21 protein-coding genes are annotated in these 26,490 nt (G+C 60.7%); 11 read left to right on the forward strand and 10 right to left on the reverse strand.

Translation table 11 applies throughout. The features are described from left to right. Positions 1-113: 113 nt before the first annotated feature. On the reverse strand, positions 114-389 hold the full coding sequence (locus tag AC559A_RS04215; RefSeq protein ID WP_498816426.1) for a hypothetical protein: 276 nt from the start codon (positions 387-389) through the stop codon (positions 114-116). 257 nt (positions 390-646) lie between these two features. Between AC559A_RS04215 and AC559A_RS04220 the strand changes: the two genes are divergently transcribed. The 3 genes from AC559A_RS04220 to AC559A_RS04230 all read left to right on the forward strand — a co-directional run bounded on the left by AC559A_RS04220 (position 647) and on the right by AC559A_RS04230 (position 5,982). Beyond that, positions 647-3,682, forward strand: a complete 3,036-nt coding sequence (locus AC559A_RS04220; RefSeq protein WP_498816428.1) for an acyl-CoA dehydratase activase — start codon at positions 647-649, stop codon at positions 3,680-3,682. A gap of 134 nt (positions 3,683-3,816) precedes the next feature. Then, complete coding sequence (locus AC559A_RS04225; protein ID WP_498816430.1) at positions 3,817-5,196, forward strand: CoA activase; 1,380 nt, start codon at positions 3,817-3,819, stop codon at positions 5,194-5,196. A gap of 45 nt (positions 5,197-5,241) precedes the next feature. After that, on the forward strand, positions 5,242-5,982 hold the full coding sequence (locus tag AC559A_RS04230; protein ID WP_051434653.1) for a DNA alkylation repair protein: 741 nt from the start codon (positions 5,242-5,244) through the stop codon (positions 5,980-5,982). On the opposite strand, the gene AC559A_RS04235 is transcribed toward AC559A_RS04230, so the two are convergent. Continuing rightward, positions 5,957-6,097 (reverse strand): hypothetical protein, encoded by a 141-nt coding sequence (locus tag AC559A_RS04235; RefSeq protein ID WP_492207364.1) that lies wholly within the window; start codon positions 6,095-6,097, stop codon positions 5,957-5,959. The two genes, AC559A_RS04230 and AC559A_RS04235, sit on opposite strands and share 26 nt — an antisense overlap. Positions 6,098-6,485: 388 nt before the next feature. Beyond that, positions 6,486-7,592, reverse strand: coding sequence for an alanine dehydrogenase (locus AC559A_RS04240; RefSeq protein WP_498816432.1), 1,107 nt, complete (start codon positions 7,590-7,592; stop codon positions 6,486-6,488). Positions 7,593-7,767: 175 nt separating this feature from the next. Here AC559A_RS04240 and AC559A_RS04245 point away from each other — a divergent pair, with 175 nt between their 5' ends. Further along, positions 7,768-8,670, forward strand: a complete 903-nt coding sequence (locus AC559A_RS04245; RefSeq protein ID WP_498816434.1) for a DMT family transporter — start codon at positions 7,768-7,770, stop codon at positions 8,668-8,670. Between the two features lie 181 nt (positions 8,671-8,851). Here the strand turns inward: AC559A_RS04245 and AC559A_RS04250 are convergent, their stop codons facing one another. From AC559A_RS04250 to AC559A_RS04265, 4 genes are all read right to left on the reverse strand, one after another. Beyond that, positions 8,852-9,613, reverse strand: coding sequence for an amino acid ABC transporter ATP-binding protein (locus tag AC559A_RS04250; RefSeq protein ID WP_498816435.1), 762 nt, complete (start codon positions 9,611-9,613; stop codon positions 8,852-8,854). A gap of 50 nt (positions 9,614-9,663) precedes the next feature. Next, entirely contained in the window at positions 9,664-11,115 is a 1,452-nt protein-coding gene (locus AC559A_RS04255; RefSeq protein ID WP_498816436.1) for an amino acid ABC transporter permease, read from the reverse strand. Between the two features lie 3 nt (positions 11,116-11,118). Next, on the reverse strand, positions 11,119-12,348 hold the full coding sequence (locus tag AC559A_RS04260) for an amino acid ABC transporter permease (protein ID WP_498816437.1): 1,230 nt from the start codon (positions 12,346-12,348) through the stop codon (positions 11,119-11,121). Positions 12,349-12,493: 145 nt separating this feature from the next. Further along, a complete protein-coding gene (locus tag AC559A_RS04265) occupies positions 12,494-13,507 on the reverse strand; it encodes an amino acid ABC transporter substrate-binding protein (protein ID WP_028572722.1) in 1,014 nt (337 codons plus the stop codon). A 230-nt stretch (positions 13,508-13,737) separates the two neighbouring features. Between AC559A_RS04265 and AC559A_RS04270 the strand changes: the two genes are divergently transcribed. From AC559A_RS04270 to AC559A_RS04280, 3 genes are all read left to right on the forward strand, one after another. After that, positions 13,738-15,285, forward strand: a complete 1,548-nt coding sequence (locus AC559A_RS04270) for a protein adenylyltransferase SelO (RefSeq protein WP_498816439.1) — start codon at positions 13,738-13,740, stop codon at positions 15,283-15,285. A gap of 103 nt (positions 15,286-15,388) precedes the next feature. Further along, on the forward strand, positions 15,389-16,036 hold the full coding sequence (locus AC559A_RS04275; RefSeq protein ID WP_028572724.1) for a class I SAM-dependent methyltransferase: 648 nt from the start codon (positions 15,389-15,391) through the stop codon (positions 16,034-16,036). Positions 16,037-16,208: 172 nt separating this feature from the next. Further along, the gene (locus AC559A_RS04280) at positions 16,209-16,634 is read left to right on the forward strand and encodes a PaaI family thioesterase (RefSeq protein WP_028572725.1); all 426 of its coding nucleotides are present in this window, start codon (positions 16,209-16,211) and stop codon (positions 16,632-16,634) included. Between the two features lie 110 nt (positions 16,635-16,744). On the opposite strand, the gene AC559A_RS04285 is transcribed toward AC559A_RS04280, so the two are convergent. Then, positions 16,745-17,422, reverse strand: coding sequence for a GntR family transcriptional regulator (locus tag AC559A_RS04285; protein WP_498816440.1), 678 nt, complete (start codon positions 17,420-17,422; stop codon positions 16,745-16,747). Positions 17,423-17,829: 407 nt separating this feature from the next. On the opposite strand from AC559A_RS04285, the gene AC559A_RS04290 reads away from it, so the two are divergent. From AC559A_RS04290 to AC559A_RS04305, 4 genes are all read left to right on the forward strand, one after another. Next, positions 17,830-18,222: a RidA family protein gene (locus AC559A_RS04290; protein WP_498816441.1), complete on the forward strand. Its 393-nt coding sequence runs from the start codon at positions 17,830-17,832 to the stop codon at positions 18,220-18,222. Positions 18,223-18,240: 18 nt separating this feature from the next. After that, positions 18,241-19,257, forward strand: coding sequence for a D-cysteate sulfo-lyase (cuyA, locus tag AC559A_RS04295; RefSeq protein ID WP_498816443.1), 1,017 nt, complete (start codon positions 18,241-18,243; stop codon positions 19,255-19,257). Between the two features lie 71 nt (positions 19,258-19,328). Next, positions 19,329-20,045: a cysteate racemase gene (gene cuyB, locus AC559A_RS04300; protein ID WP_498816445.1), complete on the forward strand. Its 717-nt coding sequence runs from the start codon at positions 19,329-19,331 to the stop codon at positions 20,043-20,045. Positions 20,046-20,100: 55 nt separating this feature from the next. Continuing rightward, positions 20,101-21,315, forward strand: a complete 1,215-nt coding sequence (locus AC559A_RS04305) for a dicarboxylate/amino acid:cation symporter (RefSeq protein ID WP_498816446.1) — start codon at positions 20,101-20,103, stop codon at positions 21,313-21,315. A gap of 193 nt (positions 21,316-21,508) precedes the next feature. Here AC559A_RS04305 and AC559A_RS04310 read toward each other — a convergent pair whose 3' ends face one another. Together AC559A_RS04310 and AC559A_RS04315 are read right to left on the reverse strand one after the other, a co-directional pair. Then, entirely contained in the window at positions 21,509-24,688 is a 3,180-nt protein-coding gene (locus AC559A_RS04310; RefSeq protein WP_498816448.1) for an efflux RND transporter permease subunit, read from the reverse strand. 7 nt (positions 24,689-24,695) lie between these two features. Continuing rightward, positions 24,696-25,982, reverse strand: a complete 1,287-nt coding sequence (locus AC559A_RS04315) for an efflux RND transporter periplasmic adaptor subunit (RefSeq protein WP_498816449.1) — start codon at positions 25,980-25,982, stop codon at positions 24,696-24,698. Positions 25,983-26,490: the final 508 nt, after the last annotated feature.

Below are 26,490 nucleotides of genomic sequence, written 5' to 3' on the forward strand. Positions count from 1 at the left end.
GAGTTGGCTGTCTACTCAATCACCGTTTTAGAATTGGGTAGTGCGGGCATCTTGCCTGCACGGACAGGCAGGATGCCTGTCCCACCATTGATAGCCATATCCCTAAGAGATGTTCACCGCTCCCGCCGCAGGGCCTCCACGACGATGTGGAACGTGTCCGAAGGACAGACCTTTTCGTCGATGGCGCAATACTCCGGGGCTTCGGCTTCGGCTAAACAGGTCAGGGCCTCGTAGAGGCAGACCAACAACCCCTCTCCATCCGGACCGCATACCTCGCGGGCCAGGTCCAGCAATTCACGAGGAGCGTCTTCCGCGAGCGTGATCCGCATGCCCTCCCCGGTAAGTTCCAGCTCGAAATAGTCCAGGTATCCCAAAGCCTTTTCTTGCATTTCGCCCCTCTCCTCCTTTGCTTTGACGCGTGACGACTTCCTCTCGTCAACCCCGTTTCCGCTCCTGCTCGGCTGTAAAAGAGATTCCTCGCCCTTGTCCAGTTTTTTCAAGGCCGAGGGCTTTTCGCCCCATGCTCGTACGCCTGACTCCCCCTCGCACTTGCCCGGAGCATGGGACGTGGTTATAGATCAAGGCTTCGGGGGTGATGGTCGCCCCCTGTCCGAGTGTCGCAAATCCTGCAAGGAGCACCCCGCCCATGGCTTACCATATCGGCGTTGACGTCGGTTCCGTCAGCGTCAATTGCGTTGTTCTCGACGATTCTGAAACCCTTGTTCACGAAGCCCCGTACCGCCGTCATTTCGGCCTGGTTCTCGATGAAACGGCCAGGGTCCTGGAAGACGTTCTCGCCCGCTTTCCCCGTAAACAGGTTCAATCCATATCCTTCACCGGCAACCAGGGTCAGGCCATCAGCGAGCTGTTGGGAGCGCCCTTCGAGGTGGAGACCATCGCCCAGGTGCTCGGCGCGACCAAGGTCGCCCCGGGGGTGCGCAGCATCATCAGCATCGGCGGTCAGGACGCGGCCCTGTTCGAGCTGGATTACGATCAGCAGGGCCAGTGGCGCTTGGCCGCCTTCAACGTCAACGGGCCCTGCGCCTCGGGCACCGGCTCGTTCATCGACCAGCAGGCCGAGCGGCTGACCTTTGCCATGTACGGCGACCAGTTCGACATGAACCAGGAAAAGCTCCAAAAGGTTCTGGAGGACTTCATCGCCCTGGGCGCGACCAGCACCTATCCGGCCCCGGTGGCCTGTCGTTGCACCGTGTTCACCAAGTCGGACATGATCCACCTCCAGAACAAGGGCGAGACCCTGCCGAACATCATCGCCGGACTGCATCACGGCACCGCGGCCAACTACATGAGCACCATCGTGGCCAACCGGGAGCTGGTGGAACCGGTGATCTTCATCGGCGGGATGGCTTCCAATCAGCTTCAGGTGGAGGCTTTCCGCAAATATTACCCCAATCTGACGGTTCCGGAGCACCACGCCTCCCTGGGCGCCCTGGGCACGGCCCTGCAATCCCTGCGCGGCAAGGTTCGGAGCAGCATTGATCTGGACCTGCTGCGCTCCCCGGCGGCCTCCAAGGTGGACGCCATCGGCCGGGCCCAGCCGCTGTCCCTGGAATACACGGTCTTTGATCCGGACAACACCCTGCCGCCCCTACCGGAAGACGAGGGGGTCATCGACGCCTATCTCGGCGTGGACATCGGCTCCACCTCCACCAAGTACGCCCTGATCGACGACCAGGGCCGGATCATCCACAAGCGCTACGTGCCCACCCAGGGCAAGCCCATCGAAGTGGCCCAGGGGCTGTTGCGCCATCTTCAGGCCGAGGTCGGCCCGCGCGTCCGGCTCAAGGCCGTGGCCACCACCGGCTCGGGCCGCAACGTGGTCGGGGATTTCATCAGCGCGGATCTGGTCATCGACGAAATCACGGCCCATGCCCGGGGCGCGGTGGCCGTGGATCCGGAAATCGACACCATTTTCGAGATCGGGGGCCAGGACTCCAAGTACATTGCCATCGACAAGACCCACCCCACGGATTTCATGATGAACAAGGTCTGCGCCGCGGGCACGGGCAGCTTTCTGCACGAGCTGGCCAACAAGATGAACATCAACATCATCGGCGAATTCCAGGAGGTGGCCCTGGCGTCCAAAAATCCGGTGAACCTGGCCGAGCGCTGCACCGTGTTCATGGAGTCCGACCTGACCGCCTATGCCCAGAAGGGCGCGGGCCGGGAGGACCTCATCGCCGGGCTGTGCTACGCCATTGTCCGCAACTATCTGCACCGGGTGGTGGAGAACCGGCGCATCGGTCAGCGGATCATGTTTCTGGGCGGACCATCCCTGAACAAGGGCATTGTCGCGGCCTTCGAGAAGGTGGCGGGCAAGCCGATTCTGGTTCCCAAACACCGGGAGGTCATGGGGGCCTTTGGCGCGGCCCTGGCCGTTCGCGAACTGGCCCAGGCCGGCAAGGTGGAGGAAAAGCAGCGCGATTTGGAGCACCTGGCCGGGCTGGAAGTGGCCTTTAAGGAGAGCATCTGTCGGGCGGACAAGAACTGCCACAACGAGTGTAAGCTGAAGATCTACAATTTCGGCGGGCGCAAGAGCGTCTGGGGCGGGGATTGCGGCCGGTACGAAACCGCCCAGACCGCGGTGCGCAAGGAGACGGACTACTTTCAGTTGCGCTGGAATCTGTTTCGGGACGCCGTCCAGGCGACCGGGGCGCATCTTGGAGAAGGGCGGCCCCAAAAGGACGACCGCCCCTTGATCGGCGTGCCCTTGAGCCTGCATTCCCTGGACTGGGGGGTGTTTTGGGCCCATTTATTGACAGGCATGGGCCTGCGTCCGGTCTTCAGCCCGCCCACCACCCAGGCCATGGCCATGGCCGGGGTGGAGAGCATGACCGCGGAAATGTGCTTTCCGGTCAAGGTGTTCCACGGCCATGTGCATCACCTTCTGGAACACGCGGACTATCTCTTCCTGCCCAACGTGATCAACATGGCCACCGCGGACCCAGAGGAAAAAGGCCAGTTCTGCCCCCTGGTGGAAAGCTCCCAGTACCTGGTCCGGGCCGCCCTGCGCATCGACAACGACCGGATCATCCGGCCCACCCTGTTCCTCAAGGACGGCCCGGAAATGCTGGTGGACGCGGTCTACGACAGCCTGCCCGCGTCTTTGCGCCCGGCCAAGCCGGTGGTGGCCCGTGCCCTGCACCGGGCCTGGGACGAGCAGAACAAGTTCAAGGCCGAGCTGCGCCGTCGGGGCCGGGAAATCCTCAGCCAGGTCAACGGCGACGAGGCCGTCTGGATCGTCACCGGTCGGCCCTACAACCTGTACGACGAGCGGCTGAACCTGCAGATGGGCCGGCAGATGGCCAAGCTGGGCATCAAGGCCCTGCCCCTGGACTTCCTGGACGTGGACGACGAGTCCCTGGAGGACTTTCCCCGGATGTATTGGGGCCTGGGCGCCCGCATCCTGCGGGCCACCAAAAAGATCGCCCGCACCCCCAACTGGTTCGGCGTCCACCTGACCAACTTCTCCTGCGGCCCGGATTCGTTCATTGAACACTTCTACGGCCACGTGCTGAGCGACAAACCCTTCCTGATTCTGGAACTGGACGAACACAGCGCCGTAGCCGGAATGCTCACCCGCATCGAGGCGTTTCAGAACGTGGTCAAGAATGTACGGGCGGCGAGCAAGGCAGCAGAAGAGAAAGAGATCGCCGCGTGAGCGGGAAGTCGGATAATGTCCCCCCGGTAGGGGCACGGTGCGCCGTGCCCTACGGATACCACCCCATCCCCGCCATATCGATCAATTCGAAACCATCCCAACGAGCAAACAGTTAAAAGACAACGGACACCACCATGGAAATGCCCCCCGACAAACCAACCTCCTCGTTCGCGGAACGGATGACCCAGCAGGTCGGCCGGTTCGACGTTACCGGCAGGACCCTTCTGGTCCCGGACATGGCCCCCATCGGCTCCCGGCTGCTGGCCGCCAGCTTTCGGGCCTTCGGGGTTCCGGCCGTGGTCATGCCCACCTACACCCATTTGCACCTGGGCAAGGAGTTCACCTCCGGCAAGGAGTGCTTTCCCTGCCAGGTCACCCTGGGGGACATTCTCGGTTTTCTGGAGGAGGAGAAGAAGCGGCTGGGCGAGGCCTTTGACGTCACCCAGTACGTCTATTTCATGCCCGAGGCCGACGGTCCCTGTCGCTTCGGGATGTACAACAAGATGCACCGCCTGGTCCTGGACCGCTTCCCGGAATTCAAGGACATCCCCATTCTCTACATGTCCACGGCGGACGGCTACGCCTCCACGGGGGTGCTGCCCGGGGACAAGGCCAAGCTGTTCCGTCGCTTGGCCTACGTGGCCACGATCCTGGCCGATGTCCTGGACCGGATCACCTGGCGGGTACGACCCTACGAACGCGAGCCCGGGGCTACCGACGCCTACATGGCCAAGGCCCTGCAAGAGATGATCGAGCTGATCGAGCGCCGCGGCGAGGCCCGGGATTTCAACGCCCTGTACGAGTTGCTGGGCAAAATCGCCGCCGGGGCCAGGGAACTCATCGATCCGGCCAAGCCGCGCAAGCCGAAGATCGGCATTGTCGGCGAAATCTACCTGCGCACCCATCCGGATTCCAACCAGAACATTGTCGGAGAGCTGGAGCGCTTTGGCGCGGAGGTGGTGGACGCCTCCCTGGGCGAGTGGGTGAACTACGTGAGCTTCGAGCAGCACCGGAACATCAGCAAGGACTGGCGGCAGGCCTGGAAGCGGATGGATGTCGGCGCTCTGGTGGACGCCACCCGGAAATGGGCGGACAGCCGGATCGAGATGGCCTGGCAGGGCTGGCGGCAGAATCAGGTCTACAAGAAGGCCCAGGAGCACCTGGACATCCAAGGCGACCACGCCATTACCACGGTGGAGGACAAGCTGGACAACGACAGCCTGTTCACCTTCGACATCGGTACCGAGGCCGCCCTGAGCATCGGCGGGGCGCTGGAATACGTCCACGACAACTTCGACGGCGTGGTCAACGTCTTCCCCTTCACCTGCATGCCCAGCACCATCACCTCGGCCATCCTCAAGCCCCTGCTCCTGAAAATGAACGTCCCCTACCTGGACGCCTCCTACGACGGAGCCATCCAACCCAACCGCGAAGTGGCTATCCGAACCTTTATGTACCAGGCCGCGCAGCATCAGGCGGCGCGGGGCGAGAAAAAAGGCGGGGCTTCCATGTAAAAGCCCGCGCAAGCGCCGACTTCTCGCAGAGAATTTGGACGGAACATGCTTCAAAAAGCCCGCGACGCACTCCGGGGGTTCGCCAGCGAAGCGGACGCGGTAATCCTGCAACGGTTTTTCAAGACCGGTCCCGGTGAATACGGGGAAGGGGATCGGTTCCTCGGCGTCCGGGTTCCCGCGACCCGCAAGGTTGCCCGGATGTTCCGGGCAATGCCCCTGGCCGACGCGCAAGCCCTCCTGACCTCGGAAATTCACGAGGAACGTCTCCTGGCTCTGCTGATTCTGATCGGCCGGTATCAGCGCGGGACCGCCGACCAGAAGCGGGGAATCTTCGATCTGTATCTCGCCAACACGCGCCATATCAACAACTGGGACCTCGTCGACGTCTCAGCCGAACACGTGGTCGGCGCCCACCTTTGGGACAAAAGCCGCGCCCCGCTCTCCAACCTGGCCCGCTCCGCCGACATCTGGGAACGGCGCATCGCGGTCATGGCCACCTTTCACTTCATCAAGAAGAACCAGTTCGACGAGACGCTGCGGATCGCCGAACTCCTCCTTTCCGACTCCCACGACCTGATCCACAAGGCCGTGGGCTGGATGCTCCGGGAAATCGGCAAGCGGGATCTGGACGCGGAAGAGGATTTCCTGCGACGCCACCACCAGCACATGCCCAGAACCATGCTCCGGTACGCCATCGAGAAATTTCCCGAGGACAAACGTCGCCGGTATTTGCTGAAGGGGCGGGGTAATGGCGGCCGTGCTACTGATCCCAGGTCTCGGGAGTGAACTCAACACAGTCCGTCAGTTCACAACGGCCCACGAGCGCGCCAAAGGCCAACTGCTTCTCGATCAAGCGAAACCGCTGCAAGAGCTTTCTTTCCCGCGTCATCCCGGCGTGCAACCACAGCGGCCCCCGGTGCCTGGTCGTCCATGAACGGACCTCGATGGCCTTGCGCCCCAGGGAGGGTCAGCTCAACCCAAGGTTGACGTATGCTCAGGGCAATCCGGGCCGGGTCCGTGGTCATATTCGTCATAGCCGGTTGGTTTGTTGGAATTTGGAGAGAATATCCAGAATTGAAAGGTCTTTCGTTACGGACCAGAAGGAAAGCATATCGAGCTCTTTCCGAAGTCTTTCGCAAAATGGGGAGCAGCTTAGGCCACACAAAACGAAGCACATTCGCCGACCTGGCTGTGAGAAAAGCGGGAGAGGGGATTGGACGCCTGTTCCTCGTCCGGACGAGGAACAGGCGAAAGTTTCCTGGTGGCCGACCCGCCGCCCAGAGCCACGATCACGTCGGTTGGGCCTCCAGCCAGGTTTGGACCGGGGTGAAGTCCCGCTGCTGGTAGCGGGCCGCTTCTTCCAGCAGGAGCGTGCCCCCGGCGCAGGTCAGGCCTCGGGCCAGCCAGGGATCTTCCTTGCAGGCTTGAACCACGCCCTTGTCCGCAATGGCCAATATCTTGTCCAGCAGGGCTTCGCCGTATCCGGCCGAGGCCGTGACCGGGACAGCGCCTGGGATGTTGTCCACGCAGAAATGGCGCACCCCGTCCACCTCGTAGACCGGATCGGCCCAGGTGGTGGGGCGGCTGGTCTCGATGGCCCCGGCCCGGTCGCAGGAAATGTCCACGATCACGGCCCCGGGCTTGAGCCGGCCCAGCATCTTCCGGGTGATCAGGTGGTCGGGCCGTTCCTTGGGCCAGAGCACGCAGTTGACCACCGCGTCCACGTCCTCCAGGTGGCGTTCCAGTTCGGTCACATCGCCCACATGCAGGCTTCGGTCGTGCCAGTCCAGGCCCGCGGCCTTGCGCGCACCCTCGAAAACATCCAGCCCGATCACCGTGGCCCCCAGCCCCAGCAGGGTGCGCACGGCTCCACGTCCCACGTTGCCCAGCCCCAGGACCAGCGCCTTCAGGGCGGGTTCGCCGAAGTGGCCCATGAAATGCCGCCCCGTGCCGCCGTAGGTCGCCAGGCACAGCCGCACGGCCTCCAACGCGCCGACTTCTCCGGCCAGGACGCAGTTGGGCGAGCCGAAGCGATGCGTGTTCTCAGCGGATATCGCGGTCAGCCCGACCTGGAGAAAAACGTCCAATTCCTCCTTGTTCATGGCCGCGTGAATATTGGTCAGGATAATATGTTCAGCCCTGAGCAGCGGGTATTCCGGCGGCAGAACCTCCTTGGCCTTGATGATCAACCGGGCCGAGTCGAAAACCTCCTTGGCCGTTGGCAGCACCGTGGCCCCCACCGCGGCGTAATCCTGGTCCGAGGCGCGGGCCAGCAGGCCCGTGCCGGATTCCACGAGCACGGCGTGTCCGGCCTGGGTCAGTCGTTGAACCTGTCTGGGCAGCAGAGCCGCCCGTCCTTCCTGGGGTTTGATTTCCTTGGGAATGCCGATTCGCATTGATTCCTCGCGAAAGCGTCGTTGACGGTTGATGTGGTTGGGCGTAGGAAGCCCGCCAAACTTGAGTTTATCGATAACCTGATAGGTTTGTCTTCAAGGGTTGTGCCGCTGTTTCCCCCCGCGGCATCCCCCCCGTGGCCCCCCCTGCGGCCTCTTGGGCCCGGAAAGGATCAACATGGTTCCCGCTGAAATCCTGGCGCTCTGCGCCGCGTTGTGCTGGTCCTTCGGTGGGCTGATCGCCCTGTTTCCGGCCCGAGAGCTGGGGGCTCTGCCCTTCAACCGCCTGCGGATGTCCATGGTCTTCGTGATGCTCGCCCTGGCCGCCCTGGTCACCGGGGGCTGGTGGAGCCTGACCCTGGAGCACTCCTCGGTGCTGGTAGTCTCAGCCATGATAGGCATCTTCCTGGGGGACACGGCCCTGTTCGCGGCCCTGCGCCGGTTGGGGCCGAGGCGCTCCGGGATTCTTTTCGCCACCAACGCGCCCATGACCGCGCTGCTGGGCATCCTCATCCTGGGCGAACGGATGTCCCCGCTCACTCTGACCGGATGCATCCTGGTGATGATCGGGGTGGTCATGGCCATCCACTTCAGGAGCGAGGCGGCATCGCGGCATGCTTTCGAGGAGGTCCGCGGCCGGTTGGCCGTGGGCGTGCTCATTGGTCTTGGGGCCGCCCTGTGCCAGGCCGTATCCACGATCATCGCCAAGCCCGTTCTGGCTTCGGGAGTGGACCCAGTGGCGGCCTCGGCCCTGCGCGTGGGCACCGCAGCCCTGGCCCTCTCCGCCACCGTGCTTCTGCCGGCCTCCATGTTCCATTCTCCGGCCAAAATCACGCCCAAAATAGCCGGTCTGACCGCGCTCAGCGGCCTTGTGGGCATGGCTCTGGGCATGACCTTTCTTTTGGCCGCCCTGGCCCGGGGCACGGCCGGAGTGGTGTCCACCCTGTCCGCCACGTCTCCGGTGCTGATCCTGCCCATTCTCTGGGTCGCCACCGGCCAGCGCCCAGCCGGTCCGGCCTGGCTGGGAGCGATTTTGGCGGTGGTTGGCGCTGCCTGCATTTTCAACGGCCAAGCGTCCTGACGTAACTGGTCAATCAATCCGGGCAAGTGAACCACACAAAAACACCTGGACCCCGGCCTGCGCCGGGGTGACGACCGAGAGAACTCGCTAACGCGGTAGGCTGCCCGGCCTTATTGAGCAATTACGTCCTGACGAGATTTGGGCAGGCTTTTGCGTTCCGCCAAGCCCCAGCGGTCACACCTCAGTGCGAAAGTATCTGGGAGAGGAACAGCTTGGCCCGGTCCGTGTGCGGATTCCTGAAGAATTCCGTCGGCGTGTTGGCCTCGATGATTTCCCCGTCATCCATGAAGACCACGCGATCGGCCACTTCTCGGGCAAAGCCCATTTCGTGGGTCACGCAGAGCATGGTCATTCCGGATTTGGCCAGGTCCACCATCACGTCCAGGACTTCCTTAATCATTTCCGGGTCCAGGGCGCTGGTGGGCTCGTCGAAGAGCATGATCTTCGGACTCATGCACAGACAGCGGGCAATGGCCGCCCGCTGCTGTTGGCCGCCGGAGAGCTGGGCCGGATACTTGTCCGCCTGATCCGGGATGCGCACCCGGTCCAGGTAGTGCATGGCCTGTTTACGGGCCTCCTCCAGGGGCATGCGCCGCACCCAGATCGGGGCCATGGTGCAATTCTCCATAATCGTCAGGTGCGGGAACAGGTTGAAATTCTGGAAGAGCATGCCTACTTCCCGGCGGACCCGGTCGATGCGCTTCAGATCGTCGGTCAACTCGATCCCGTCCACCAGAATCCGTCCGCGCTGATGAATTTCCAGGCGGTTGATGCACCGGATCAGGGTGGATTTTCCGGAGCCCGAGGGGCCGCAGATCACCACCCGTTCGCCCCGGGCCACGTCCAGATGGATATCCTTCAGGGCGTGAAAGGGTCCGAACCACTTGTGCAGGCTCTCGATTCGGATGACCATGTCCGTTGGCGTGGTTTCGTTCATTTCCATTTCGTTCTTCCGTTCCTCAACGTTTCATCATTCGCTTCGTCTTCTGTCCGTCATCTGTCCGTCTTTAGCCGCTTCTCCAGGTGCATGGAGTAGCGGGACAGGGCGAAGCAGAGCAGCCAGAAGGCCAGTCCCGCGAAAACATAGGCTTCCTTGGTGTAGCCCAGCCAGTTGCTGTCGGCCACAGCGCTTTTCAGAATGCCCAGAATGTCCATCAGGTTGATCACCGCCACCAGGGTGGTGTCCTTGAGCAGGCCCAGAAAGGTGTTGGTGATGCCCGGAATGACCAGCCGCAGGGCCTGGGGCAGGATGATCAGGCGCATGGACTTCCAGTAGCGCAGGCCCAGGGCTTCGGCCGCCTCGTACTGGCCCTTGGGAATGGCCTGCAGGCCGCCCCGGACCACCTCGGCCATGTAGGCCGCGTAAAACAGGGATACCCCGATCAGGGCGCGCAGCAATTTATCGAAATGTACGCCCTGGGGCAGGGTCAGGGGCAGCATCACCGAGACCATGAACAGCACCGAAATCAAGGGCACGCCGCGCACGAACTCGATGAAGCTGACGCACAGGGCCTTGATCACCGGCATCCGGCTGCGCCGCCCCAGGGCCAGGAGGATGCCCACGGGCAGGGAGACGGCGATGCCGATCCCGGCAATGACCAGGGTCAGGAACATCCCTCCCCAGCGGTCGGTCTCCACCAGGGGCAGACCCAGCCCTCCACCCAGGAGCAGTAGATACGCGACGCAGGGATAGATGGTGAACAGCAGGGCGAATCGCCAGGAGGTCACGGACTGCCCGGACAGGGCAAAGGTGAGAAAGGCCAAGCCTCCCGCTGCCAGAGCCAGGGGGCCGGCCGCGCCGGGGTCCAGAGCCTGCATCGCTTGGCTCGTCACGAACCAGACCAGGACCGGAACGCCGATGAGCACGGCCTGACGCAGCCAGGGGAGCATGGTCGGTGGGAGCAGCTTGCGTTTGAACGCCCGGCCAAGCAGTTCCGGAGCCAGAAGCAGAACCAGGACCGCCAGTCCCGGGAGCATGCCGTGGAACACGAGGCTGTAGGCCGCCACGGCCAGCGGCAGGACCAGCACCAGGTCCAGCACTAGGCCCTGCTTGATCCGCTCCCGGAAAGGCAACAGGGTGGAAAGGATCAACGGCCCGCCCAGCCCTACCAGCAGCAAGAAGGTCAACACCACCCGCCAGCGCTCGGCTTGGGGATAAAAGCCGTACATCAGCAGGTCGAAGCGGACCCGGATGAACACCCAGCAGGCGCCGTCCGGATTGCCCTGGGGCGGCAGGCAGGCGTCCCTGGTCTGGCCGATCCAGTTGGCCGAGAACAGACCCCAGTTCAGTATCGGCGGCAGGGCGGCCAGGAGCAGGCCCGCCGCGGCCAGGGTCATCAGCGAGTTCAGCCAGGAGGAGAACAGGTTCTTATGCAGCCAGCCCAGAACCCCGACCTCGGACAGGGGCGGCGGCAGGTCCGGATGGCGGGTGGTCTTTACGTACATGGACTACCGCTCCTTCAGGGCCATCCGCTTGTTGTACCAGTTCATGAACAGGGAAATCAGCAGGCTCACGGCCAGATAGAAGAGCATGGTCATGGCGATGATTTCCACGGCCTGCCCGGTCTGGTTCAACGTCGTGCCGGCAAAGACCGAGATCAGATCCGGGTAGCCGATAACCACGGCCAGGGAGGAATTCTTGACCAAGGTCAGGTGCTGGCTGGTCAGGGGCGGAATGATCACCCGCATGGCCTGGGGAATGACCACCAGACGCATGATCGTGCCGGGCCGCAGTCCCAGAGCCGCTGCGGCCTCCTCCTGGCCCCTGTCCACGGACTGGATACCGGCACGGACGTTCTCGGCGATGAATCCGGCGGTGTACAGAGTCAGGGCCAGGATCAGGGCGGTCAGTTCCGGCAGCAGGGTCATGCCGCCTTGAAAATTGAAGCCGCGCAGTTCCGGGATCACCCAGGTCAGGGGAAATCCGGCCAGGGCCGCGCCCAGCAGAGGCAGGACCACCAGCAGGCCCAGGGAGGCCGCGGAGGTCGGAAATCTTTGGCCTGTCAGGCGCTGGCGGCGTCTGGCCCAGAGGGTCAGGGCGACCACGGCCGGAATGGCCAGGACGGCGAATAACAGGATCAGCCAAGTGCCGGGATGAAATTCGGGTCGGGGCAGAATAAGTCCCCGGTTACAAAGAAAGAAGGTCTCCCAAAGACTGTAGGCTTGCCGGGGGCCGGGCAGCGGCATCAGAATGGCAATGTACCAGAACAGAATCTGCAAAAGCAGGGGGATGTTCCGGATCAGGCCGATATACGCGGCGGCCAAGCTTGAAATCAGCCAATTGGAGGACAGCCGGAGCACGCCCACCACGAAGCCGATCAGGGTGGAGGCCGTGATGCTGATCACCGAGACCAGCAGGGTGTTCAACAGACCCACCCAAAATACCCGGGCATAGGTGCTGGTCCGGGAGTATTCGATCAGGGTCTGACTGATCTCGAAACCCGCGGTCTGGCCCAGAAAACCGAAGCCCGAGGAAATCCCGGCCCGCTTCAGGTTGTCCGCCGTGGTGGAGACCACCCAGATCAGCCCCGCGACCACCGCGGCGAAGACCAGCAGTTGGACCAACGCGGACCGAAACGCGGGGTTGTTCGCGAGCCCGGCTAGAGCGGCCAGCCGGGAAGGGCGAGTCGGGTCAGAGGGAGGTGTCCCAAGAGGAATTTTAGACGCGGGGGCGGACATGGGAAAGGGCTATGGAGTCGTTCATACCTGGTTTCATGTCCAGGTGTAGGGGCGACCGGCCGGTCGCCCCTACTGCATGGCAAGAATGGCGTATATCCGCAACCAATTCTGAACCATTAGACCTGTATACGTTTCAGGGAGTTTCTTAGCGGATCGGGGGAGCGTAGAGCAGACCGCCGCGGGTCCAGAGGTCGTTTTGAACGCGTTCCAGCTTCAAGGCCGTGGTCGGTCCCACGTTGCGATCAAAGATTTCGCCGTAATTGCCCACATGCTTGACGATCTGATAGGCCCAGGCATTGGTCAGTCCGAACTGTTCGCCGAAATTGCCTTCCTGGCCGAGCAGCCGTTTGACGTTGGGATTGGCCGATTCCAGCATTTCATCCACGTTCTGGGAATTCACGCCCAGCTCCTCGGCATTGATCAGGGCGAAGAGGGTCCAGCGGGCGATCTTGCTCCAGCGGGGGTCGCCCTGGCGCACCGAGGGACCCAGGGGCTCCTTGGAAATGATTTCCGGCAGGATGATGTGATCGTCCGGGTTGGACAGCGTGGTCCGCCGGGCGGCCAGCCCGGAGGCGTCGGTGGTGTACACGTCGCAGCGTCCGGTGTCGTAGATCACCGTGGCCTCGTCCGCGCTCTCGAAGACCACGGGCTTGTAGGTCATGCCATGAGCCGCGAAATAGTCGGAAACGTTCATTTCCGTGGTCGTGCCGATCTGGATGCAGATGGAGGCTTCGTTCAGATCCTTGGCGCTGGTCACGCCCAGGTTCTTGTTGACCATGAAGCCCTGGCCGTCGAAAAAGATGATTCCCGCGAAATCAATGCCCTGTTCCACGTCCCGCTGGAACGTCCAGGTGGTGTTCCGGGAAAGGACGTCCACCTCGCCGGTCTGCACCGCGGTAAAGCGTTCGGTGGTGGTCAGAGGAACGAAGCGGACTTTTTCGGGATCGTTGAACACGGCAGCGGCCAGAGCCCGACAGTAGTCCACGTCCAGGCCTTTCCAGACGCCCTGCTCGTCCGGCACGGAGAATCCGGGCACCCTGCCGGCCACGCCGCAGGAAATATAGCCCTTGCCTTTGATGTTTTCCAGGACGTCCGCCAAAGCGGTCCCGGTCCAGAAAAAGACCGCCGCGGCCGCCAAAACCAGTATTTTGCCTTTCATCTGCTCCTCCAATCGGTAACAAGGTGGACAATCAACATGCACGACCATTTCCGCATACCGAGACAGCCCGACCCTCTATCCCCTACGGGCGGACCCGGCAAGAAAACATGAACGCGCTTATTTCCCCAGGAGAGGTTGGGAAGTCAAGAAAAAACTCATGTCTCAGCATGGAGGCTCTTTACGGCTGAGATAAAAAATCACCATAACTACATTGACACCTCGGATCGAGGATGCATAGTTCCGAAATGCAAAACAATCCGTTGATCCAAAAGAGCGGCATGGGCACGCATGATCAAGCACCGGGGACACTTGTCGGGGACCCTGCCGGGTGGCGTTTCGACAACAGTTATGCCCGGTTGCCGGAGGTGTTCTTTTCCCGGCTGCGTCCGGTTCCGGTTCGTGAGCCGCGCATGGTGCTTTTGAATCGTCCTTTGGCCGAGTTTTTAGGACTGAACGGAGAGATTCTCTCCGGGCAGAACGGCGCGGCGGTTTTTTCCGGCAATCGCCTTCCCGTCGGCGCGGAACCCATCGCCCAGGCCTACGGCGGGCACCAGTTCGGATATTTTACCATGCTCGGCGACGGGCGGGCGATCCTCCTGGGGGAACAGATCACTCCGCGCGGCGAGCGTTTCGATATCCAGTTCAAAGGCTCCGGGCAGACCCCGTATTCGCGTCGCGGCGACGGCCGGGCCGCGCTAGGGCCGATGCTCAGGGAATACATCATCAGCGAGGCCATGCATGCCCTGGGCGTTCCCACCACCCGCGCCCTGGCCGTGGTGACCACCGGGGAGCCGGTGCTCCGGGAAACCGAACTGGCCGGAGCAATTTTGACGCGGGTCGCGTCCAGCCATATTCGCGTGGGCACGTTCGAGTATCTCGCGGCCCGGGACGCGGCGGAGCATGTCCGAACACTGGCGGCGTACACCCTGCGCCGCCACTACCCCGAGTTGGAACCCTCCGACAACCCGCCCCTGGCCCTCTTGCGAGTGGCGATGGAGCGCCAGGCCGCGCTGGTGGCGAAGTGGATGCTTGTCGGATTCGTCCACGGCGTGATGAACACGGACAACATGGCCTTGAGTGGAGAGACCATCGACTACGGCCCCTGCGCGTTCATGGATGCCTACGATCCGGCCACGGTGTTCAGTTCCATCGACCAGCAGGGCCGCTATGCCTACGGCAATCAGTCCCGGATCGCCCAGTGGAATCTGGCCCGTTTCGCCGAGACGTTGGCGCCGGTGCTGGATGAAAGCCGGGAGAAAGCCGTTGACCTGGCCAACGAGGTGTTGGAATCGTTCCCCGACGTCTACCGCGATCATTGGTTGACGGGGATGCGGGCCAAGCTGGGGATGATCACGTCCGAAGAGGATGACGCCGCCCTGGTCCAGGATCTGCTGACGCACATGCATCGGAATCGGCTGGACTACACGAACACGCTGCGCGATCTGGCCGCGGACCATCCGGAACGCCTGCCGCTGTTCCAGGACCAGGCCTTCGCGGAATGGCTGAAGCGCTGGCAAGCGCGGCTGAATCGACAGCCGGAATCCTCGGGAGCCATGCCGTCCGTCCGTGAACGGATGCGCGCCGCCAATCCCGCCGTGATCCCCCGCAATCACCGCGTGGAGGAGGCCCTGGAAGCCGCCGTGGACCACGGCGACCTGCGCGTGACGCATCGACTCCTTGACGTCCTGGCCCAGCCGTACGCCGAGCCGATCGATTCCGACTACCGGTTGCCGCCTCCCCCCTCGGCCGGAGCCTACAAGACGTTTTGCGGGACATGACGAATCTGACAAGCATGACGGGCATGACGGACGCGACCGGACCGAGACCGTCGTCGGCTTCGTTCGTGGATGCGGTCCAGCTCCGACACCATACCAGACAATCATGGGATTCTACGCCAGCACCGTTCTTCCCCGGCTGATTCACGCCGCCTGCGGCAAAGGGCCGATCCGTCGCCTGCGGGCGCGGATCATCCCGCCGGCCCAGGGCCGCGTTCTGGAGGTCGGGATCGGCTCGGGCCTGAATCTGCCCTACTATGACCCGGCTGTGGTAACCGAACTCTGGGGGCTTGATCCGTCTCCGGAAATGCTCCGCATCGCCGCCCACGCGGCCCGTTCCGGGCCGGTCGTTCCACACTGGATCGACCGGAGCGTGGAAGAGCTTCCGCTGGAGAGCGCAAGCATGGACACCATCGTCACGACCTTCACGCTTTGCAGCGTCGCTTCGCCCGAAGAGGGGCTGCGGCAAATGTACCGGGTGCTCAAGCCGGGAGGGACGCTGATCTTCTGCGAGCACGGCGCGGCGCCGGACCGAGCCGTGCGCCGCTGGCAGGACCGGCTGACCCCGATCTGGAAGCGGTTGGCCGGTGGATGCCATCTGAACAGGGATGTTTCGGGCTTGCTGACCCGGAGCGGTTTTCGATTGACCGCCCTGGAGACCACCGTGGTCCGGAAGTGGTGGCTGGCAGGGTATATTTTCCATGGAACCGCCACGAAATCGGTGGATCCGGTAACGCCAACCCTCCTTCGGTAATGCGTTATCCTCTTAAAATAATGCAGTTCTCTTGGTCGGCATCGGGGTCGGTATCGGGATCGAAACTGTTTGTTCGGCTATATCCTGATTTCGACCCAGATGCCGATATCGACACCGACACCGAAAGAGAATCGTTGATTGGAACTGGGATGACATATGAAGCGAGGCTGGTATGAATCCGGAAGCGTTGCAGGCGTTTCGCGAATTGATCGAAACAGGCATCCCCTTCAATGCCTATCTGGGCATCCGACTCCTGGACCTCGGGGATCGCCAGTGTCGCCTGCTCCTGCCGTACAGGCCGGAACTCCAGGGCGATGCCCGCCGCCAAGCCCTGCACGGCGGAGTGATTTCCGCCCTGATCGACACCTGCGGGGGATTCGCGGTCTGGAGCACCGGCAGCATCAAGGACCGGGTCGCCACCATCGACCTGCGCGTGGACTACCTCAAGCCGGCCGTGGCCTGCGACATCATCGCCCACTCCCGGATCAGGATGCTGGGCAACCGGGTGGGGAACGTCTCCACCGTGGTCCACTCCACCACCGCTCCGGAGGTGATCATTGCCGAGGGTCGATCCGTCTACAATATCCGACGGTTCTGAAACGAGGTCGGACCCTGTGTCCACCGAGATCGGGCCAGACATCCTCCAAGATCGGGCCAGACATCCACCGAGATCGGACCAGGTATTCATGAGCACGGGGCTTGGTCCAACTAATGGAACATGAATCGGCTGTAGACCTTCTTGATCAGCCGCAGCCCGTTCTTGATATTCTGCTTGAAAATCTCCTTGAGCATGGCCTCGTCCTTCTTTTTCAGGGCTTCCAGAATCTGGGCGTGCTGCTCGTGCATTCGCGCCAGATCGTTGTCGTCCCGGGGGCGATTGACCAGAAAGATATCCACGGACTCCATCAGCTTGTCCACCACCAGGCAGAGATGGGTCAGCCTTGAGTACTCGTAAATCAGGGAGTGAAACTGGCGGTCCAGATGATATAAGGCCTGAAGGTCCAATCCCGGCTGCATTTCCGCCAACATGGATTCCAGCCTGGCAATGCCCGGCTCGTCCATATTGGCCATGGCTTCCAGGGCCAGCGTCGTCTCCAGCTTGACCCGCATTTCATAGATGATCTCGATCTCCCGCATTCGCGGGGATTCGGCCACCACCGCGCCCTTGTAAGGGATATTGCGTACAAGGCCGGATCGGTCCAGGCGCATCAACGCTTCCCGAATCGGCCCTTTACCGATTCCCAGTTCTTCCTCCAGCTCCGAGATCACAAGACGCGTTCCAGGGAGTTTTTCCCTGGTAATGATCATGTCCCTGATCCGCTGATACGCGGTCAGGGATTTCATTTCGCAGTTCTTTTCTTCCACTTCTTCTCCACTCACCCGCATTTGAATTATCCAGCGTGGTCAACGGCGAAACGAACCATTGAGGCGTTTCGCCAACGATTCGGCAAGTCGGAAGCTTCGCTGACCTTGGACGTTCGGTCATTACACCAGGTGCAGGCCAAAGTTAAGGATGATTTAATATCAAAAAAGATTCAAAAAAATTTAGAAAATATTTTATAAAATATTGACAACTTTTTTGACCTCACCTAAGCAGGATGTGAATGCTTGGAAACCAAGGGAAAGTCCTGGCCTGGTGGGTTCGTGCTCCGGGAGGGCAAAAGCAACGGTTGCATAGACTTGGTGATCTTGATGGTGGTGTGTGATATTGTAGCCATATCAATAAGATAAGAGTGAAGAAGAGCTTGAGTCGACTTTAAAACAGCGTCTGATGGACGCAAGGAGTTTGCATCATGACCCAGAAAATTGCTGTACAACCTCTGTCAACCAATCATGCGCCCGCTGCCATCGGCCCCTATTCCCAGGGCGTAGTTGTTGGAGACTTGGTTTTTGTCTCTGGACAGTTGCCTCTGGATCCAGAGACAGGAGACTTTGTGGCTGGCGACATCGGCAAAAAGGCGCATCAGTGCCTGAAAAACATTGCGGCTATTGCCGCTGCTGCCGGAACAAGCCTGGACCGGGCCGTGAAGCTCACGGTCTTTCTGACCGACATGGCGGACTTTGCCGCTGTGAATGAAGTCTATTCGCAGTACTTCAAAACGACGCTTCCGGCGCGATCCGCTTTACAGGTTGCGGCCTTGCCGAAAAACGCCACCATTGAAATTGAAGCCATACTCGCTCGATAACCCTTAAGGAGAAATTTCATGAACCTGGCTCAATTCCCTCGTCGCCGGTACACGGCAGGTCAAACCCCCATCGAGTTTTTGCCCCGCTTCAGCGCGGCCCTGGGGGGACCCAACATTTACATCAAGCGTGACGACCTCCTTGGTCTGACTTCCGGCGGAAACAAGACCCGCAAGCTGGAGTTCCTCGTGGCTGACGCCTTGGTCCAGGACGCGGACACCCTGATTACCTGCGGCGCGGTTCAATCCAACCATTGTCGTCTGACCCTGGCCGCGGCGGTCAAAGAGGGGCTGAAATGCCGACTGGTTCTTGAAGAACGGGTGCCTGGCAGTTACAATCCTGAAGCTTCGGGAAACAACTTTCTCTTCAACCTATTGGGTGTGGAAAAAATCACCGTGGTTCCCGCGGGTTCCAGCATGATGGAGGCCATGGCCAAAGTCGCTGATGAACTGGCTGGCGAGGGTCGCAAGGGGTACATCATCCCCGGCGGAGGCTCCAACACCATCGGTGCCACGGGCTATGTGGCCTGCGCGCAGGAGATCCAGGATCAGTTGTTCGTGCAAGGCTTGAACATTGATCGCCTTTGCGTGGCCTCCGGCTCCGCCGGAACGCATGCGGGGCTGCTGACCGGCTTTTTGGGTTGCAACATGAATATTCCCATCGTTGGGGTGGGGGTGAGCCGTGACTCTGCGGATCAGGAACCTCTGGTCCATGAACTGGCCGTGAAAACAGCCCAGCGCGTCGGGATCAAACAGGACATTCCCCGTGAGACCGTGGTTGCGTTCGGGGATTACTGGCGTCCCAAATATTCTGTGCCCAATAAGAAAATGGTGGAGGCCGTCAATCTGATGGCCAAAACCGAAGGGATTCTGTTGGACCCGGTATACACGGGAAAGGCTGTTGCCGGTCTCATTGATTTATCCCGCAAGGGCTATTTCAAAAATGGTGAAAACGTTCTCTACGTTCACACCGGTGGCTCGCCAGCCCTGTATGCGTATATGAAGCCGCTTTTGGGGCAGGAAGACGTATCCGATTGATGCATTCCCGGAAAAATTTCAATTAATTTTTCCGGGATTTTTTTTTGTTGGAATGCACGAAAGGAGGCTCCATGGATGAAAAGGTGGTGGGGATTATCGGAGGCATGGGGCCGGAAGCCACCGTGGATCTCATGGCCAGGGTCATCAAGGCCACGCCGGCCAAGGATGATGTTGATCATATCCGGATGGTGGTGGATAACAATCCCAAGGTCCCCTCTCGCATCAATGCCTTGCTTGAAGGCAAAGGCGAAAGTCCGGCTTTCTGTCTGCAGGAAATGGCGCGCAAGCTTGCCGCCTGGGGGGTCGATTTCTTGGCCATGCCGTGCAATACGGCCCATTTTTATCACCGAGACATTCAACAAGCTGTTTCCATTCCGGTTTTGGATATGATTGCCCTGGCTACCGAGGCCGTAGCCGTCCGGGCTCCCGGAATTCAAGCCGTTGGCTTGGTTGCTTCGACCGCGGTTCTTAACTTGCGCATTTATGAAAAGGCTTTTGCAGCCCATAACTTGAAGATCCTTGCGCCGAGGTCTTCTGATCAGGATGCGTTGATGGCAGCCATCAGGAAAATCAAGACAGGTCAGTATGGAGAAGACGTCAGATCCTCTCTGCGGACCGCTGTAGATGGTCTCGTTCAGGACGGCGCCCAGGCATTGCTGGTGGCCTGTACGGAGCTCTCGGTCATTTCCGGATGCATTCGGACATCGTATCCCGTGGTGGATGCCGCGCAAATTCTCGCCGAGGCCATTGTGCGTGAGGCGCGTCAATCAATGAGAGAGGAGACGTGATGATTGTTTTTGCTGGTAAACACTGTTCACTATTCAAACACGAGGAGGTAGGAAAGTGCGTCTAGCGACAAAGATTTTAATAGGGTTAATCGCTGGTGTTGTTGTCGGGCTGTTCATGCAGGGACTGCAAGACGTTGCCGTAAGCTACATCAAGCCCTTTGGAGATTTGTTCATCCGGTTGATCATGATGATTATTGTTCCCTTGGTTTTTTCCTCGTTGGTCGTAGGTGCTGCGAGCACTGGGGATGTCAAGAAACTGAGCAGAATGGGGAGCAAAACCATTGCGTTTTACCTGGCCACTACTGCTTTTGCCGTGACAATGGGTGTTCTTCTGGCAAACATTTTTAAGCCTGGGAAAGGCTTGGTTCTGCCTGTGGATGCCGTTTACACCGGCCGTGAGGCACCGCCTCTTATTGATGTTTTGGTAAATATCATTCCCAGGAATCCTTTTCAGGCTGTAACTGAAGGGTCCATGTTGCAAATTATCGTCTTTGCATTGTTTATCGGAGTGGCCATCTCTTTGGTTGGCAAAAAAGCCGATTCAGTCAAGAGTTTCTTCGATGGTTTTGCAGAAATTATGTATAAAATTACAGGAATGGTTATGCAATTGGCTCCATATGGCGTTTTTGCATTGATTGTTCCTGTTGTTGCAATGAACGGACCTTCTGTGCTTTTTCCTTTGGCGAAAGTTATTGGCATCATGTATATGGGAGCGATACTGCATGCATTGATTGTGTATTCACTTGTTATAAAAGGATTTACACGGTTGACGCTGCCAGCGTTTTATAAAGGAATACTTCCTGCACAACTTATTGCTTTTTCAACATGCAGCAGCGGGGCGACACTTCCTGCGACAATGAAATGTACACAAGAGAATCTTGGAGTATCTAGGGAAACAGCAAGTTTTGTTTTGCCATTGGGTGCGACAATAAATATGGATGGTTCCGCGCTTTATCAAGGTATTGCCGCTTTATTCGTCGCCCAGGTTTATGCCCTGGATTTGTCATTGGGACAGCAGTTGGTAATTGTCATTACTGGAACATTGGCATCCATCGGAGCTGCCGGAGTTCCCGGAGCAGGATTGATCATCCTTACAACGGTTTTGGCTTCCGTTGGCTTGCCAATGGAAGGTATCGCCTTGATTGCTGGAATTGATAGAATCCTTGATATGGCCAGAACTACATTGAACGTTACAGGAGATGCAGTTGCTGCTGTGTTTGTTGATACAACAGAGGAAAAATACTCGGTAGAACCTAGCGCGAAAGCGTAGATTTGTTGAATAATAAGCAAAATCCCGAATATTGTTCGGGATTTGCTTTGACTAATTTATCCGGAGTCAGGTGCAAAGAGGCGGTTTGCATCTGACTCCGGCACTTGAATACCCATCCTGCATGGCCCCGCTCCCCCCTCATCCATCCGGCACCCCCCTCCCGAAACGAACTCGATTCCCTCAACGGACATTATCACCGCACCGTCAAGCCGTTTCCGTTTCGTCTTTCGTCGGCGCGATCGGTTCTCGCGTCGCGTCTTCCACCCCGAAGCCGATCCAGCATCCCGATCACCAGGGCGTAGAGAAAGGGCACGAAAAACACGCCCAGGAAGGTGGCTGCGATCATTCCGGCGAAAACCGAGGTCCCCAGGGCGTGGCGGGCCGAGGCTCCGGCTCCGGTGGCCGTGACCAGGGGCAGGACTCCGAGAATGAAAGCCAGGGAGGTCATCAGGATCGGGCGGAAGCGCATCCTGGAGGCTTCCACGGCAGCTTCCACCACGCTCATGCCCCGATCGTAGGCCGTTTTGGCGTATTCCACGATGAGCACGGCGTTCTTGGCCGCCAGGCCGATGAGCATGACCAGCCCGATTTGGGCGTAGACGTTGTTGTCCAGGCCGCGCAGCCATTGTCCGCTGAAGGCCCCGAGAGCCCCCAAAGGCAGGGCGAAGAGCACGGCGAAGGGAATGGCCCAGCTTTCATACAGGGCCGCCAGGCAGAAGAAGACCATCAGCAGGGCCAGGGCAAAGACCGGACCGTAGGTTCCGGCGGATTCCTTCTCCTGCAGGGCCATGCCCGTCCATTCGTAGCCGAATCCGGCGGGCAGGGCCTGGGCCGCGGTCTCTTCCAGGGCCGCGATGATCTGGCCGCTGCTGAACCCGGGGGCCGTGTCCGCGGTCACACTGATGGCCGGATAGACGTTGTACCGGGCGATGTATTCCGGGCCGGAGGCGTCCGTGACCGTGACCAGGGTGGACAGGGGGACCATCTCGCCCTTGTTGTTGCGCACGTAGAAGTTTTCGATGTCCTCGGGCTTGCCCCGGAATTCGGGCTTGGCCTGGAGCATGACCCGGTAGGTTCGCCCGAACTTGTTCAGGTCGTTGATGTACAGCCCGCCAAGAAAGGCCTGCAACGCCGAATAAACCTGGGTCAGCGGCACGCCCATGTTCTTGGCCTTGTCCCGGTCCAGTTCCAGTTGCAGTTGGGGCACGTTCACGGAAAAGGTGGTAAAGGGATTGCTCACCTCGGGACGTTGGCCGGCGGCGGCCATAAACTCATTGGCCACCCGGGCCAGATCCTGGATTCCCGCTCCGGTGCGGTCCTGGATCTGAATCTCCACGCCGCCCGTGGCACCCAGCCCGGAAATAGCCGGAGGGGAAAAGGCGAAGGCCAGTCCGTCGTCAATGCTCCATAAGAAGCGTCCGGCCCGGGCCAGGATGGCGTCCAGGGTCAGCTCCGGTGTTTGGCGCTCGTCCCAGGAATCCAGAATCACGAACATGGTGGCGGCGTAGGAAGACACCCCAGCCCCCAGCATGTTGAACCCTCCCAGGGAAATGTAGGCCTTGATCCCCTCGGCCTGGTCCAGATAGGCCTCCACCTTGCGCACCGCCGTATCCGTGCGCTCCAGGGACGCTGCCGGGGGCAACTGGATGCTGACCAGGAAATAGCCCTGGTCCTCCGGGGGCACGAAGCCCGTGGGCAGTGCTCGCAGCAGGCCATAGGTGGCGCCGAAGAGCACGACCAGGACGCACAGGGTCAGGACCCAGCCGCGAATGGCTCCGCGCACCGTGGCCGTATAGCCCCGGGTGCAGAAGGCGAAGAAACGGTTGAACTGACGGAAGAACCAGCCCAGGGGGCCGCGGCCCGGCTTGGAGGGCCGCAACAGGAGCACGGCCAGGGCCGGACTCAGCGTCAGGGCGTTGAAGACCGAGATGCCCACGGACACCGTCAGGGTCAGGGCGAACTGTTTATAGAGCTGCCCGGCGATCCCGCCCAGAAAGGCCACGGGGATGAACACCGCCGCGATGACCAGCCCGTTGGCCACCACCGGCCCGGCCACCTCGTCCATGGCCTTGAGGGTCGCTTCCCGAGGGGTCATGCCTTCGTTGTCCAGGTTGTGCTGGGCCGCCTCCACCACCACGATGGCGTCGTCCACCACCAGGCCGATGGCCAGAACCAGGGCGAAGAGGGTCAGGGTGTTCAGGGAGAAGTCAAGCATCGGGAAGGCGATGAACGCGCCCACCAGGGACACGGGCACGGCGATCATCGGGATGATCGTGGCCCGCCAGCTTTGCAGGAAGAGAAAGACCACCAGAAAGACCAGGGCAAAGGCTTCGAACAGGGTCTGGACCACCTCTTCGATGGATTTGGAGACGAACTCCGTGGTGTCGAAGGCGATCTCATAGCCCACGTCGTCCGGAAAGGCTCCGGCCAAGTCTTCGATGGCCTTGCGCACGTCGCTCACCACGGTCAGAGCGTTGGCCCCGGGGAGCTGGTAGATCATCAAGGTGGCCGTGGGCTTGCCGGAAAAACGGCTGAATACGCCGTAAAAATCCCCGCCCAGCTCCACCTGGGCCACGTCCCGTAGCCGGACCACGGCTCCGGAATCGGCCGTCTTGATGATCACGTCCTCGAATTCCTCGACCTCCGTGAGCTGGCCGCGAACCCGCACCGCGTACTGGAACAGGGTTCCCGGCGGGGCAGGGGCCTGGCCGATCTGCCCGGCCGGGGCCTGGATGTTCTGATCCTGCAGGGCCTGGTCAATGTCCGAAGCCACGATGCCCAGGGAGGCCATCTTGTCCGGATCGACCCAGATGCGCAGGGAAAACTCCCCGGCCCCGAAGGTGTCCACCTTGCCCACCCCGGGCACCCGGCTCAGGGCGTCGGTCAGGTTGATTTTGGCGTAGTTGAGCAGAAACAGGGCGTCGTAGGTTTCGTTCGGCGAGATCAGGTTCACGGCCAGGAGCATGCCCGTGGACTGCTTGTTCACCGTGACGCCCATGCGCTTGACCATGTCCGGCAGCTTGGGTTCGGCCTGGCTGACCCGGTTCTGGACGTCCACCGTGGCCATGTCCAGGTCGTGACCCACCTCGAAGGTTACGGTCAGGCTGTAGCTGCCGTCGTTGGAACTGGTGGAGGACATGGAGATCATCCCCTCCACGCCGTTGACCTGCTGCTCGATGGGCGTGGCCACGGCCTGCTCCACCACTTCGGCCGAGGCGCCGGGGTAGCTGGCGCTGACATTCACCGTGGGCGGGGTGATTTCCGGGTACTGGGCCACGGGCAAATTGACCAGCGCCAGAACCCCGGCCAGGGTCATGACGATGGACAGGACCGAGGCAAAGACGGGCCGGTCGATAAAGAATTTATAGAACATGGCTGGCTCACTCCCCGGCGGGGCTGTCAGCCGGTTTCACGGTGGCGTCCGAAACAGGCGAGCCGGCGGGATCGGTCAAGGGGTCTGTCGGTGAGGTAGTCGGGGGCGCGGCCGGAGTCTCGACCGAAGTCTCTTCCGTATCCTCCAGTTCGTAGGGAACCACGGTGGGGGCGACATGGGCGCCGGGACGAAGCTTCTGGAGATTGTCCACAGCCACCCGGTCGCCGGGCTCGACGCCCCGGACTGCGCGCAGATTGCCGAGGCGCATGCCCACCTCCACGCCGCGGGAGGCAATCAGCCCCTGGTCGTCCACCACGAACACGCTCTTGCGACCCAGGGTGTCCATGATGGCCACCTGGGGAATAAGCAGCGTCTCCCATTCCTTCTCCAGTGTAATTCGGGCCCGCCCGAACATGCCCGGACGGAGCATCCCGTCCGGATTGGGGAACACGGCCCGGGCCGCGATGCTGCCGGTCTTGGGGTCCACCTCCCGGTCGAACATGTCCAGATGCCCGGTGTGATCGTAGATCAAGCCTCCGGCCAGGGTCAGCCGAATGTCCAGGGTCTTGAAGACCTCCTGGAAGTCGTCCCCGAAATGGGCGCTGAGATTGAGATAGTCTTCCTCGCTGAGATAGAAGAAGAAATGCATCGGATCTACGGTGGAGATCTTGGCCAGCAGGGTCGAACCGGCAGTAACCAGTCCACCCTGGTCCACCAGGGCGAAGCCGATCCGTCCGTCGATGGGTGAGGTGATCCGGGTGTGACGGAGCTGGAGCTGGGCCAGGTTGACGGAGGCCGCGTTGACCAGGACATTGGCCTCGGCCTCCTGCTCCTTGATCTGCTTCAGGTCGAACTCCTCCTGAGAGATCATGGCCTGACGAAGCAGCGTTGCGTAACGCTGGGTCTCCTTGCGGGCCAGTTCCAGGCTGACCTGGGAATACTCATATTGAGCCTTGGCCTTGGACAGATCCTGCTGGTACTGATCCGGGTCGATGAGAAACAGAAGCTGATCCTTTTTGACCAGGGCCCCGTCTCCGAAGTCGCGGCGCAGCATGTGCCCGTTGACCCGGGAGCGAATTTCCACGGTCTCCACGGCCTGGGTGTTGCCCACGGCCTCGCCGTAGATGGGCACGGTCATCTTCTGGGCCGTGATCACGTTCACCGGCAGGGCCGGCGGCCGCCCTTGGGCCGGCGGCGAGGAATCCCCGCAGCCCGCCAAAAACATCGCCCCGGCCAGCACCAAGCAAACGGCCATCCCCCGCCACAAACGCCTTGCTCCAGAATCACCGCGCATCAGGTGGACTCCTCTCAGTATGTCAGGTCAAAGTTCTAAACGGGACCTGGGGCAGGGCAGACCTTGAACCCCTGGTTTCCGAAACAGTAGCGTTGATGTCAGGTGGAATAAACAGTCTATCCATTGCCCATTTCGTCGGATTATTGCCAATGCATTCCTGGAGTCGACTCAATTCGGACTCCTTGCGGATAATGTGTTCCCAATGATTCCGTTGCCTAATTTACCCAGAATGGTGCGGGGTTGGTTTTGGTTTATCCATTTCAACCCGTGGTGTACACAACGATTTATATCCCCCAACAATCTCGCCCATCGTAGGAGCACTCCTTGCGGGTGCCCCTACAACCACAATAATGCCGTGGATATGGGTCGGCACGACGGCAAACCCATCTAACAGGCTGTTGAATAATCCCCGCTAGCTGCGTTGCTGCAAAAAGTCCAACCCCCCTCAAGAACGACTAAACACCCTTCGACATTGAACTTTTTCCGCCTTTCCGCCGGGGTTTTTGAA

Source organism: Desulfonatronum zhilinae, from assembly GCF_900182865.1.
Lineage (GTDB): Bacteria > Desulfobacterota > Desulfovibrionia > Desulfovibrionales > Desulfonatronaceae > Desulfonatronum > Desulfonatronum lacustre.